Source organism: Duganella dendranthematis (assembly GCF_012849375.1).
Classification (GTDB): Bacteria; Pseudomonadota; Gammaproteobacteria; order Burkholderiales; family Burkholderiaceae_D; genus Rugamonas; species Rugamonas dendranthematis.
Genome location: NZ_CP051684.1, coordinates 4,484,600 through 4,496,300, shown reverse-complemented (window position 1 = coordinate 4,496,300; position 11,701 = coordinate 4,484,600). Strand labels below are relative to the sequence as shown.

10 protein-coding genes and 1 tRNA gene are annotated in these 11,701 nt (G+C 63.1%); 4 read left to right on the top strand and 7 right to left on the bottom strand.

What is annotated here, in order from left to right:
* Nucleotide 1 precedes the first annotated feature (1 nt).
* On the top strand, nt 2-1,141 hold the full coding sequence (locus tag HH213_RS20570; protein WP_169113471.1) for a pyridoxal phosphate-dependent aminotransferase: 1,140 nt from the start codon (nt 2-4) through the stop codon (nt 1,139-1,141).
* A gap of 2 nt (nt 1,142-1,143) precedes the next feature.
* Nucleotides 1,144-2,352 carry a serine hydrolase domain-containing protein gene (locus tag HH213_RS20565; RefSeq protein WP_169113470.1) on the top strand — a complete coding sequence of 403 codons (1,209 nt, stop codon included), beginning with the start codon at nt 1,144-1,146 and terminating at the stop codon, nt 2,350-2,352.
* A 3-nt stretch (nt 2,353-2,355) separates the two neighbouring features.
* Here HH213_RS20565 and HH213_RS20560 read toward each other — a convergent pair whose 3' ends face one another.
* Genes HH213_RS20560 through paoA form a run of 4 tightly spaced genes read right to left on the bottom strand, consistent with a single transcriptional unit; the run spans nt 2,356 to nt 6,415 of the window.
* Complete coding sequence (locus HH213_RS20560; protein WP_110848643.1) at nt 2,356-2,571, bottom strand: hypothetical protein; 216 nt, start codon at nt 2,569-2,571, stop codon at nt 2,356-2,358.
* Nucleotides 2,572-2,613: 42 nt separating this feature from the next.
* Nucleotides 2,614-4,806 carry an aldehyde oxidoreductase molybdenum-binding subunit PaoC gene (gene paoC, locus HH213_RS20555; RefSeq protein ID WP_169113469.1) on the bottom strand — a complete coding sequence of 731 codons (2,193 nt, stop codon included), beginning with the start codon at nt 4,804-4,806 and terminating at the stop codon, nt 2,614-2,616.
* A 5-nt stretch (nt 4,807-4,811) separates the two neighbouring features.
* Entirely contained in the window at nt 4,812-5,765 is a 954-nt protein-coding gene (locus tag HH213_RS20550; protein ID WP_169113468.1) for an FAD binding domain-containing protein, read from the bottom strand.
* Nucleotides 5,762-6,415, bottom strand: coding sequence for an aldehyde dehydrogenase iron-sulfur subunit PaoA (gene paoA, locus HH213_RS20545; protein ID WP_110848646.1), 654 nt, complete (start codon nt 6,413-6,415; stop codon nt 5,762-5,764). The genes HH213_RS20550 and paoA overlap by 4 nt, the downstream gene beginning before the upstream one ends.
* Before the next feature lie 164 nt (nt 6,416-6,579).
* Here paoA and HH213_RS20540 point away from each other — a divergent pair, with 164 nt between their 5' ends.
* Together HH213_RS20540 and HH213_RS20535 are read left to right on the top strand one after the other, a co-directional pair.
* Entirely contained in the window at nt 6,580-7,008 is a 429-nt protein-coding gene (locus HH213_RS20540; RefSeq protein WP_110848647.1) for a hypothetical protein, read from the top strand.
* 7 nt (nt 7,009-7,015) lie between these two features.
* Entirely contained in the window at nt 7,016-8,143 is a 1,128-nt protein-coding gene (locus HH213_RS20535; protein WP_169113467.1) for an SGNH/GDSL hydrolase family protein, read from the top strand.
* Nucleotides 8,144-8,201: 58 nt separating this feature from the next.
* Here the strand turns inward: HH213_RS20535 and HH213_RS20530 are convergent, their stop codons facing one another.
* The 3 genes from HH213_RS20530 to HH213_RS20520 all read right to left on the bottom strand — a co-directional run bounded on the left by HH213_RS20530 (nt 8,202) and on the right by HH213_RS20520 (nt 11,661).
* Nucleotides 8,202-10,550, bottom strand: a complete 2,349-nt coding sequence (locus HH213_RS20530) for a sensor histidine kinase (protein WP_169113466.1) — start codon at nt 10,548-10,550, stop codon at nt 8,202-8,204.
* Nucleotides 10,481-11,212: a hypothetical protein gene (locus HH213_RS20525; protein WP_169113465.1), complete on the bottom strand. Its 732-nt coding sequence runs from the start codon at nt 11,210-11,212 to the stop codon at nt 10,481-10,483. The genes HH213_RS20530 and HH213_RS20525 overlap by 70 nt, the downstream gene beginning before the upstream one ends.
* Before the next feature lie 359 nt (nt 11,213-11,571).
* A tRNA-Ser gene (locus tag HH213_RS20520) sits at nt 11,572-11,661 on the bottom strand.
* Nucleotides 11,662-11,701: the final 40 nt, after the last annotated feature.

Sequence of the window (11,701 nt, the reverse complement as noted above, 5' to 3'; positions counted from 1 at the left end):
CATGAAAGCAGAACTTGAACCCTTCCACGCCATCGCCATCAGCAAACAGGCTCACGCCTTGAAAGCTGAAGGTCGTTCGATCATCCACATGGAATTCGGCCAGCCGTCCACCGGCGCGCCGCAGGCCGCCATCGCCAGGGCACACGCCGTGCTGGACGCGGAAAGCATGGGCTACTGGGAAAGCGCGCCGCTGAAACAGCGGCTGGCGCAGTTTTACGACGAACGCTACGGCGTGGCGGTCCACGCCGACCAGTTCATCCTGACCTGCGGCGCCTCGCCGGCGCTGGTGCTGGCGCTCAGTTCGATGTTCTCGCCCGGCGACCGCATCGCCATGGCGCGGCCCGGCTACGTGGCCTACCGCAACACGCTAAAAGCGCTGCACATGGAGCCGGCGGAAATCGCCTGTGGCGCCGAGGTCGGTTTCCAGCTGACCGCCGCCGCACTGGCCGCTGTAGAACCCGCGCCGCACGGCGTCATCATCGCCAGCCCGGCCAATCCAACCGGCACGCTGATCAGGGCCAAAGAACTGCAAGCCATCGCGGAAGTCTGCCGCGCGCGCGGCATCCGCATCATCTCGGACGAGATTTACCACGGCCTCAGCTACGTCGAACCGGCGCAAACCATCCTCGCCTACGAACCGCAGGCGCTGGTGGTCAGCAGCTTCTCCAAATACTTCAGCATGGCCGGATGGCGACTCGGCTGGCTGCTGGCGCCACCGCAACACGTCGACCGCGCGCAAGCCTACTGCGGCAACCTGTTCCTGACCGCGCCATCGCTGAGCCAGCACGCCGGCCTGGCCGCCTTCGACGCACTGGATGAATTGGACGGCCACATCAACGTCTACCGCGAAAACCGCCGCCTGCTGCTGGCCGCGCTGCCCGAACTGGGCCTGACCACGGTGGCGCCGCCGGATGGTGCGTTCTACATCTACGCCAGCATCGCCCACCTGACCGACGACAGCCTGGCCTTCTGCAAGCGCCTGCTGCAAGACACCGGCATCGCCAGTGCGCCCGGCATCGACTTCGATCCGGTCGATGGTAAATACTTCATCCGCTTCAGTTTCGCCGTCTCCACGGCGGAAATCGAAGAAGCCATCCGCCGCCTCAAACCCTGGTTCGCGGCCCAACCCAGAAAGGACTGACCATGCGCCGCTCCTCCCTGCCCCGCTACGCTGCATTGATTGCCGTTGTGATGCTTGGAGGATGCGCAGCGCCACCCTCGCCGCCGGTCCCGCCGCCGGGACTGGACGCCGAAGTCCAGCGCCTGATGAGCGCCGCACACGTGCCCGGCCTGGCGCTGGCGCTGATCCAGGACGGCAAAGTCACCTACACCCACGCCTATGGCTATGCCAATGTCGACCAGCAGCACCCCTTGCGGACCGACACCGTCATGTACGCCGCCTCGCTCACCAAGGCCGTATTCGCCTACACGGTAATGCAGCTGGTCGACGAAGGCGTGCTGACGCTGGACGCGCCGCTGCCCGCGCTGCTCAAAAAGCCGCTCCCCGACTATCCCAAATTTGCCGACTTGAAGGACGATCCACGCTGGCGGCTGCTGACGCCGCGCATGCTGCTGACCCACACCAGTGGCTTGCTCAACTGGCGCTACATCAACGAGAACAACAAGCTGGACTTCAAATATCCGCCCGGCAGCCGTTATGTGTACTCCGGCGAAGGCTTGAACATTCTGCAAATCGTGGTGGAAGAGCGTACCGGCACCCCGCTGGAAACGCTGATGCAGCAGCGTGTATTCGACCGCTTTGGCATGCGCGACACCAGCATGGTGTGGCGTGACAGCTGGGCCGGGCGCGAAACCACACACTACGGCAAAGACGGCAGCGTCATCCCGCACAAGCGCCGCAGCGACGCCCGCGCCGCCGGTTCGATGGATACAACAATTAGAGATTACGCCGCCTTTATGGCGGGCGTGCTGCGCGGCGAAGGCCTGTCGGCCGCCGCGTACAGGGAGATGCTGTCGCCGCAGATGGCCATAGTCTCCGTTCAGCAGTTTCCCTCGCACTGGCCCGGCGATACGGATTTATGGCGCGGCAGCGGCCTGTCGATCGGCATCGGCTGGCCGCTGTACAACTCGCCGCTGGGGCCGGCGTTCTTCAAGGAAGGCGCAGACGATGGCACCAACAACATCGCGCTGGGTTTCCGCCAGTCGCGCAACGGCATCGTCATGCTGAGCAATAGCTCCAACGCGAACAATATGTTCTTCCCTGCCATAGAGTACGTCTATGGCAAGACTTGCCTGCCGTGGTTCTGGATGAATTACATCCCGTACGACCGGCCGGATCTGATGGGATTGCAAGCGCGCGAACGGCCGGAGCTGAGCCCCGGCTGCCGCTGAATACTATTGCTCGGTCATGCCACGCAGGTTTTCGATATCGGCCACCGCGTGTCGCCACGCAATTTCCGGATCGTAGACCGGGGCCGACTGCAGGCCCAGTTCGATATCCTTGAGCACTTTATCGCCCAGGGATATCTTGTAACGCAGGGCCGTATATTCCACCTCGTAGGTTTTCTTCAACCCTTGGGTGCGCGTATAGGTGTCGTGAGAAGCAGGCATATATCCTCCTTGTTCATACCGTCCAAACAGGATAGCACTAACTCATACTTCCGGCATTTTCGCGATGAGTTTATCCAGTGTGACCGGATAATCACGCACCCGCACGCCGGTGGCGTTGTAGATGGCGTTCGCGACCGCCGCCCCCACGCCGCAAATGCCCAGTTCGCCCACGCCCTTGGCTTTCATCGGTGAAGAGATAGGGTCGGTTTCGTCCAGGAAGATCACTTCCTGATGCGGAATATCCGCATGCACCGGCACTTCATAGCCGGCCAGGTCGTGGTTGACGAAGAAACCGCCACGCTGGTCGATCACCAGATCCTCCATCAGCGCCGCGCCCGCCCCCATAGTCATAGCGCCAATCACCTGGCTGCGCGCGGCTTTGGGATTGAGGATGCGGCCCGCCGCGCACACCGCCAGCATGCGACGAATACGGGTTTCGCCGGTGGCGGCATCCACGCCCACCTCGACAAAATGCGCGCCGAAGGTGGACTGCTGGAACTTCTTGTCGAGGTCGCCGTATTCCATCGTATCCTCGACCACCAGTTCGCCGTTAGCGGCAGCCTGCGTCAGTGGGAAGGAGCGGCCATCGGCGCGCACATTACCGTTGGCAAACTCGGCCAGCGTCGGATCGAGGCCCAGTTTTTGCGCCGCCAGTTCGCGCAGCTTGACGCAGGCCGCATACACACCGGCCGTCGAACTGTTACCGCCCCACTGCCCGCCCGAGCCGGCCGATACCGGAAAGTCCGAATCGCCCAGCTTGACCTGCACCTGGTTCAGCGGCACGCCCATCATTTCCGCCGCCGTCTGCGCGATGATGGTGTAGCTGCCGGTGCCGATGTCGGTCATATCGGTTTCCACCGTGACCAGGCCCTTGCTATCCAGCCGCACGCGCGCGCCGGACTTCTGCACCATGTTGTTGCGGAACGCCGACGCCATGCCGATGCCGACCAGCCAGCGGCCGTCCCGCACCTTGCCCGGTTGCGCCTGGCGCTTGTCCCAGCCAAAACGCTGGGCGCCAGTGCGCAGGCAATCGACAAAGCGGCGCGTCGAGAACTTGCGATCACGCTTGGCCGGATCGACCGTGGTGTCGTTGATGATGCGGAAGGTAATCGGGTCCATCTTCAGCTTTTCGGCCATTTCATCCATGGCCACTTCCAGCGCCATCAGACCCGGCGCTTCGCCTGGCGCGCGCATCGCATTGCCTTCCGGCAGATCGAGCACCGCCAGCCGCATCTTGGTCATTCGGTTAGGGCCGGCATACAGCAACTGGGTTTGTTGCACAGCGGTTTCCGGCTTGCCGTCCGGCAGATCGCCGGACCAGCTTTCGTGCCCGATGGCGCTGATCTTGCCCTCGCGCGTCGCGCCGATACGAATGCGCTGGATGGTGGCCGGACGGTGCGTGGCGTTATTGATCATCAGCGGACGTTGCAACGCGACCTTGACCGGCCGTTTCACCGCCTTCGCGCCCAGCGCCGCCAGCAGCGACTCCGACCGCAGGAACAGCTTGCCGCCAAAGCCGCCGCCGATGTACGGCGACACCAGCCGCACATTGTCTTTCGGGATGCCCAGCGTTTTCGCCATATCGCTGCGGCCCCAGTCGATCATCTGATTGGAAGTCCACAACGTCAGCTTGTCGCCCTGCCAGCTGGCGATGGAGGCGTGCGGCTCCATCATCGCGTGCGACTGGTCGGGCGTGGTGTAGGTGGCGTCCAGCTTGACCGGGGCGGCGGTGAAAGCGCCGTTGAAATCGCCGACTTTCTTGTCCTTGGCTTCCTTGTCGTCCGGCTCCTTGGCTTTATCCTTGACCTTGGCCAGGTCGTACGAGCCTTTCTCCTGGCTGTACTGGACATTGACCAGTTGCGCGGCGGCGCGGGCCTGCTCGAAGGTCTCCGCCACCACCAGCGCAATCGCCTGGTGATAGTGCTGGATGTCCGGGCCGCCCAACAACTTGGCGGTGTTGAAGTTGCCCTTACCCAGCTTGCCCGCGTTGTCGGCGGTGATGACTGCCAGCACGCCCGACGCGCGCTTGGCCTGGCTGACATCGATGGACGTGATGCGGCCCTTGGCGATGCCGGCGCCAACCACGTAACCGTAGGCGGCGTTCGGTTGTTGGTGCTCGTGGGCATACGGCGCAGTGCCGGTAGTTTTGTACGGGCCATCGATGCGGTCGGTGGCGTGACCAATCACCTTCAGTTGATCGATGGGATTGGTGGTGGCGGGAGTGACAAATTTCATGTTGTTCAGCCTTTCTTCACATCAGCCAGCACCGAGGCCAGCGTACGCTGCACCAGCGGGACCTTGAACGCGCTCTCGGCGCTCGGTTTGGCGCCGGCCAGCAGCTGCTCGGACACCGCCTTGGCGCCTTGCGGCATGCTGGCGTCGGCGCCCGGCACACGCCACGGCTTGTGGGCGACACCGCCCAGCGCCACGCGGCCACTGCCGTCCGGCAGCACCACGGCCGCCACGGAAATCAGCGCAAACGCATACGACGAGCGATCGCGCACCTTGCGGTAGACGTGCACGCCGCCCAGCGGCTTCGGCAATGTGACAGCGGTGATCAGTTCGCCTGGCATCAACGCCGTTTCGATCTGCGGCGTATTGCCGGGCAAGCGGTGGAAGTCGGCGATGGGAATGGTGCGGGTGGCGCCATCCGGCTTGACGGTTTCCACGGTAGCGTCCAGCAGCTGCATCGCCACCGCCATATCGCTCGGATGGGTGGCGATACAGGCATCGCTGGCGCCGAGGATCGCGTGATTGCGGCTGTAGCCGCCAATTGCCGAACAACCGCTGCCCGGTTGACGCTTGTTGCACGGCTGATTGGTGTCGTAGAAGTAGGGGCAACGCGTGCGCTGCAACAGATTGCCGGCCGTGGTGGCTTTGTTGCGCAGCTGCGCGGAGGCGCCAGCCAGCAAGGCGCGCGACAGCACGGCGTAATCGCGTCGCACGCGCTGGTCTGCGGCCAGATCGGTATTGCGCACCAGCGCGCCGATGCGCAGGCCGCCGCCCTGAATCTGCTCGATCTTGTCGAGCGCCAGGCCGTTCACATCGATCAGATGCTGCGGCGTTTCAATCTCCAGCTTCATCAAGTCCAGCAGATTGGTGCCGCCGGCGATAAAGCGTGCGCCAGGTGTGCGTTGCGCCGCTGCGGCAGCTTCGGCCGGCGTTTGCGCGCGTTGGTAAGTAAAGGCCCTCATGCGGTCCTCCCCGCCACCTCGGTGATCGCATCGATGATGTTGGAGTAGGCGCCACATCGGCAGATATTGCCGCTCATACGCTCGCGCAATTCGGCTTCATTCAGCAGCGGCCGGACGTTGAGGTCGCCACTGACGTGACTCGGGATGCCTTGCTTGATTTCGTCCAGCGCGGCGACGGCGGAACAGATCTGCCCCGGCGTACAGTAGCCGCATTGGTAGCCGTCATGCTTGATGAAGGCCGCTTGCATCGGATGCAGCTGGTTCGGCGTGCCGAGACCTTCGATGGTGGTGATCTTGTCGCCGTTGTGCATCACCGCCAGCGACAGGCAGGAATTGATGCGGCGGCCATTCACATGCACCGTACAGGCGCCGCACTGGCCATGATCGCAGCCTTTTTTGGTGCCGGTGAGATGCAGATGTTCTCGCAGGGCATCGAGCAGCGTGGTGCGCGTGTCGACTTCCAGCGTCTGCTGCTTGCCGTTGACTTCAAAAGAGAATTTGGCCGGGGTGGGCGGCGGCGTGGTAGCGGGCTTTGCCGTGGCGGGCTGCGCTTCCGCTGCGGACAACGGCACCGTCGCCGCCGTCGCTGAAATCGCGCCTGCAATCAGTACATTGCGGCGCGTCATATTGATGTCACTGTGGTTATTCATGTCGTCGCATCCTATAGCCTGTCGGTTCCAACATTCATAGTAAATGCGTGACGAGCATCCGAATGTTAGGGAGCGCACATAACGTAGCTGATGAGCGATAGGCAATGTAAACCGCAATTGCGCGCTGTCATTGACAAGCCAGATCGCGCGCGCAAAATGGCGCGATGGAGACCACCGACAAAGATTACATTGATGCGAAGCTGCAGGCCGTCATCGAAAGACTGAACGGCGACGCCCATGCGCATCAACTCGCGACCGATGCTCGCTTCGTGCAGCTCAACCAAACATTGGAGGCTGGATTAAAGTCCGCACAGAAAGAAAACGAACTCCAACGGGCCCAAACGGAAGCGTATCTGCAAAAAGTCGTGAGCGAAGTGACCAGAAGCCAAAGCGAAATCACCAAAAGCCAGGGCGAACTCATCAAATGGGTGGCCGCCATCTCCATTGCCAGTGCCGCCATCACGATCTCGGCAACCACACTACTGGTGTCTCAATCCACTCCCAAGAGTCCCGCACCCATCGTTATTTACTCCCAGCCATCTCTGCCGCCGGCGGCAACGGAAATTGACAAACCTAAAGGTGCTCGGAAATAATCCCGGGATGATCAATCTCATCCACGGCGCCGTTAAAGTCGAGCGCACTGCAGCAGGCTTGCTGCCCCATCGCCTGCCCGCCTGGGCCCGCGCCCAATGTCCCGATGCGCAACTGGCGATGGCGGAATCGCAGCCGTCCGGCGTGCGCCTGTCGTTCCAGACAGCGGCGACCTCCATCGAACTCGATACGCTGCCGACCAAGCGCGCCTATGTCGGCATGGCGGCGCGGCCGGATGGGGTCTACGACCTGCACATTAACGGCAAGCTGGCGCGCCAGCTCAGCGCACCGGGCGGCAAAACCATGAGAATCGATCTGGCCGCCGGCGCCTCCGCCATCGAACCTGGCGCAACGCAAACGCTGCACTTTGCCGACCTGCCCGACGGCGATAAAACCATCGATATCTGGCTGCCGCACGACGAAACCACCGAACTGGTCGACCTGCGCGCCAACGCCGCCATCAAGCCGCTGACCGCGACCGGCAAGCGCAAGTGGCTGCACCACGGCAGCTCCATCAGCGCGGGCTCGAACGCCGCCAGTCCTTCCGGCATCTGGCCGGTGGTGGCGGCCGGACTGGCCGGCGTCGACCTGCTTAATCTCGGCCTCGGCGGCAACGCCCTGCTGGACCCGTTCACCGCCCGCACCATGCGCGACCTGCCGGCCGACCTGATCAGCGTGAAACTCGGCATCAACCTGGTCAACACCGACCTGCTGCGCCTGCGCGCTTTCGCGCCGGCAGTGCACGGCTTCCTGGACACCATCCGTGACGGCCATCCAAATACGCCGCTGCTGGTGATCTCGCCGCTGTACTGCCCGATCCACGAAGACACGCCCGGCCCTTGCCTGTTCGACGCCGCCGCGTTGGGCGAAGGCCGCCTGCTGTTCCGCGCCGTCGGCAAGCAAAGCGAAGTCCGCCAGGGCAAGCTCACGCTGCGCGTCATCCGTGAACAGTTGCAAGTCATCGTCCAGCAACGGCAAGCGACCGATTCCAACATCCACTACCTCGACGGCACGCAACTCTATGGCCCGGACGACAACGCCCGCCTGCCATTGCCGGATGCACTGCATCCCGACCCAGCCACGCACCAGCTCATTGGCGAACGCTTCCACGAAGCGGGATTTTTGGCCAGGCGATGAAAGCACCATTCGCCAACACCGCAGTGGCCGTCTCGACCATTGCCGTGCCGTTGGTCCATTAACTGTGGCGGGCACTCAGCAACTTGTCAGCCACCTTGCTGACGTAAGCAGATCCCGCCGGCAGGCGTAACGTGACGGTGGTGCCCTTGCCGGTCTCGCTGCGGATCTCCAACGTGCCGCCGACGTCGTGCGCCCGTTCCCGCATGCCCACGAGGCCAAAGTGACCCGGACGCTGCCCACGCAGATAGACCTCGGCGTTGAGGCCGCATCCGGTATCCCTCACCTGCAGCGAAAACTGACTGGCGGTGTAGCGCAATTCCACCGTCACCTCGTCGCTGCCCGCGTGGCGGAAGGCGTTGAGCAAGGCTTCCCGGCCGATGGCGTAGGCCTCGGCCGCTGCGGCCGCCCGCAGCGGGCGCCGCTCGCCTGACTCCTGCAACACGAAGCGGGCGCCGTGGCGTGGCGCTAGGATATGCCCCAGGCCAGACAGCGCAGCCTCAAGGTCGCCGCTCAGCTCGTGGTTGAGGCGGAGCGCCAGGATATGCTCGCGGCCTTCGCTCAGCACGTCGTCGGCGGTGTCGAGGGCACGATCGATGGTCAGCCTCATCGGATGATCGACCGGCAGCTCCCATTTGATCAGACCAAACTGCATCATCAACGCCTGGACACTCTGCAGGAAACTGTCATGCAAGGTGCGCGCGATGCGCTCCCGTTCCCCCAACCGCTCGCGCATTCTCTCGCTGTACCTTCGCCGCAGCTGACGCACGCGCCAAAAATAAAGGCTGACCAAGATGCTCAGGCCGAGGACGATACACGCAGCGCGAAACCACACGGTCTGGGTCGGCCGCGCGGCAATCTCGAAGGTGATCGACGCCCCCTCGTTATTCCAGACCCCGTCGTTGTTCGAGGCGATGACGCGGAAACGATAGCGCCCCGGACCAAGATTCGTATAGCTGGCCGCGCGCTCGCCTGTGTTTTCGCGCCACGTCCGGTCGACGCCGTCCAGCTGGTAACGAAATTCCATGCGCTCCGGCGCCTGGTAAGACAAGGCCGTGAAGTCCAGTCGAAGCGTCTCGGTACCGGCGGGGAGCAGCACACCGCCCACCGGCGCATACGCGGCATGGTCGGTTCTGATGCTGGTGATGAAAACCGGCGGCGCCATCGCGTTGCGTGGCAGCGTGCCCGGGACAAAACCGTACGTTCCCGCCGTGGTCGAAAACCATAAGGTACCGTTGTCGCTGACCGTGGCAGATGGCAACGGCAGAACGGCGCTTGCCGTGCCCCGCAGACCGTCGCGGTAGTCCAGCCGGCCAAAGCGGACCGGGTAGCCAGGCTCGCGCAGCGCACGCTGTAGTTCAGCTGGCGCAATGCTGGAAACACCGGTACTGCCATTGATCCACAGCGTACCATCGCGCGCGCGGACCAGGCCTGTAATGCCGGGGAATGGCTCGCCGCCCTTGCCCACCACGGAAGCGAAACGTTTGCCGTCAAAATAGCTGAGGCCATTCTCGCCGCCCACCCACGCACTGTCGCCCGATGGCAAAATCTGGGCAACCGTGCCGATCGCCAAGCCATCCTCGCGACCGAAAGACCTCACTGCGCCACCATCGACCAGCGCCAGCTGACCGCCGACAAATCCTAACCAGAGTCTGCCACGCGGGTCGGCCACCGCAGTCGCCAGCGGCGACGGCTTCGGGATGCCTTCCGGCTTGGACCATTGTCCGTCAGCCCACTTACGCAAGCCCTGACGGCCAAAACTAACCCAGAGTGCGCCGGCGCCGTCGCGTGCGAGCGCAAAAATATTCGTATTGCCGGGAATGTCCGAGGGCAAGGGAATGTTGCGCCGCTCGCCGTATTCGCGCGTCCAGAACTCGCCGCTCCCGCCACCCCATAAGGTACCGTCTGGAGCGCGGTAGAGCGCGGTTAATCCGCGGCCATGGTAGGCGGCAAACTCCTGCGGGACAGCGTTGGGCGCGGCAACTAAAAAACGATCTACCCACGCGCTGCCGTCTCGTCCGCCGGCGAGCGGACGGGCATTGGCCAAGGCGTACGTCGGCAGTGTTAATGCACGCAGACGCGGTTTCCTGAAGCGATCAAGACCGTTCTCGGTCGCCACCCAAAAATTCTGTTCGCGGTCTTCGAATAGCGCGGACACGATATTGCCGGTTAGCCCGTGATCAAATCCGGTACGGTGGTCTGTGGTATCGGTCCCCGCCGGTCCGGCGCGCACCACGCCAACGTCCGTTGCGATCCACCGATACCCGTCGCGGTCGAAGCCGAACGCGATATATAGCAGGGTTGGGTTCCATTTCAGGGCAGCGCCCTGGTCAGGGCCTTTCACCAGTTGAAGGTTGGCGTTGCCCTCGCTGTTCGTCCATATGCTGCCGTCCGGGTGTTGCGCCAACATGCCGCGCTCAGCGACGCGCAGCTTGCGCTCGAACTGATTGGCCCCCTGAGGCAGTGCGAACACTCCCGCTTGCGATCGCACCCAGAACGTACCTTGCCGGTCGAGCAGGAAGGAGTACACCGCCCGTCGGGCATGTCGCTCGACAGGCGCGCTGGATGCCAGCGCGAGTCGAAATAAAATGAGCCGGCAGCGGTCGCCAGCCAAAGACGTCCCGAGGCGTCGAGCGCGGCATCATAGACCAGGGTGGTCGGCAATCCGCCAGGCCCTGTGGGAAAGTGGCGCATGCCGTCGCCATCCTGAATGCTGACACCGCCGTAGACATAGCCGACCCAAAGCCGGCCATCCTTGAGCACGCCGATATTCGAAATGTGCGACGCCATCGGCCCCTGCCGCCCGGTGATGCGAAGGAAGCGTACGCCGTCGAATTTGTACAAGCCGGAATTACTGCCAATCCAGATCCAGCCGTCGGGGGTCTGCGCGATGCCGCTGATCCCGGCCGGCGCACCTTCTTGTGCCGTCCAGCTTGTGTGCAGCAGGTCGATGACAGGTTGGGAAAGTTCCGTTTTGCTGTCGGCGGCCGCTTCGTCCGGCGCCGCTGCGGCTCTACAGGTGCACACCGCGAGAATCAGGCATAGCAGGGCCGAACGGAGGAGTGTTTGCATTTGAAGGTGGTTTTCAGTCCAGGGCGACTCGCCTTTAGCGATCCCGTCTGATTATACGATGAGGGAGTTTGATTAGACAGAGTGACAATATCGGCATTGATTTTGCGATGGGGTATCTGCGTGGATCAGGCCGGGTGCAGGCGACTGGACCAGGCTTAGCCGTGGAAAGATGATTAGGGGAAGAACGCGCGCCCTTGGCGCGCGAGGCTGGCGCACGGCGCCAGCAAATGGGCGATTCGGAGCGGGATGGCCCGGTAGGGCCATGCCCTTCGAATCTCACACGCAAGGCCCGCAGGGGCCTTGCTCGCTTCCGCCAGGAAACAAAAAAAACCGCCTCATGGGCGGTTTCTTTTTTTTCCTGGCGGAAGCGGTGAGATTCGAACTCACGAACGGCTCACACCGTCGGCAGTTTTCAAGACTGCTGCCTTCAACCACTCGGCCACGCTTCCTAAGTGTGCAGCATTATACAGATTTCTACAGCCAAGACCA

What these genes read in the sequence shown, in the direction of transcription:
- HH213_RS20550 (WP_169113468.1), bottom strand. Translation starts at nt 5,765, where the DNA reads ATGAGGGCCTTTACTTACCAACGCGCGCAAACGCCGGCCGAAGCTGCC.
- HH213_RS20525 (WP_169113465.1), bottom strand. Translation starts at nt 11,212, where the DNA reads ATGCAAACACTCCTCCGTTCGGCCCTGCTATGCCTGATTCTCGCGGTG.
- HH213_RS20530 (WP_169113466.1), bottom strand. Translation starts at nt 10,550, where the DNA reads ATGTTGGCGCAACACCCGGACGGCAGCATATGGACGAACAGCGAGGGC.
- HH213_RS20535 (WP_169113467.1), top strand. Translation starts at nt 7,016, where the DNA reads ATGATCAATCTCATCCACGGCGCCGTTAAAGTCGAGCGCACTGCAGCA.
- HH213_RS20570 (WP_169113471.1), top strand. Translation starts at nt 2, where the DNA reads ATGAAAGCAGAACTTGAACCCTTCCACGCCATCGCCATCAGCAAACAG.
- HH213_RS20540 (WP_110848647.1), top strand. Translation starts at nt 6,580, where the DNA reads ATGGAGACCACCGACAAAGATTACATTGATGCGAAGCTGCAGGCCGTC.
- paoA (WP_110848646.1), bottom strand. Translation starts at nt 6,415, where the DNA reads ATGAATAACCACAGTGACATCAATATGACGCGCCGCAATGTACTGATT.
- HH213_RS20560 (WP_110848643.1), bottom strand. Translation starts at nt 2,571, where the DNA reads ATGCCTGCTTCTCACGACACCTATACGCGCACCCAAGGGTTGAAGAAA.
- HH213_RS20565 (WP_169113470.1), top strand. Translation starts at nt 1,144, where the DNA reads ATGCGCCGCTCCTCCCTGCCCCGCTACGCTGCATTGATTGCCGTTGTG.
- paoC (WP_169113469.1), bottom strand. Translation starts at nt 4,806, where the DNA reads ATGAAATTTGTCACTCCCGCCACCACCAATCCCATCGATCAACTGAAG.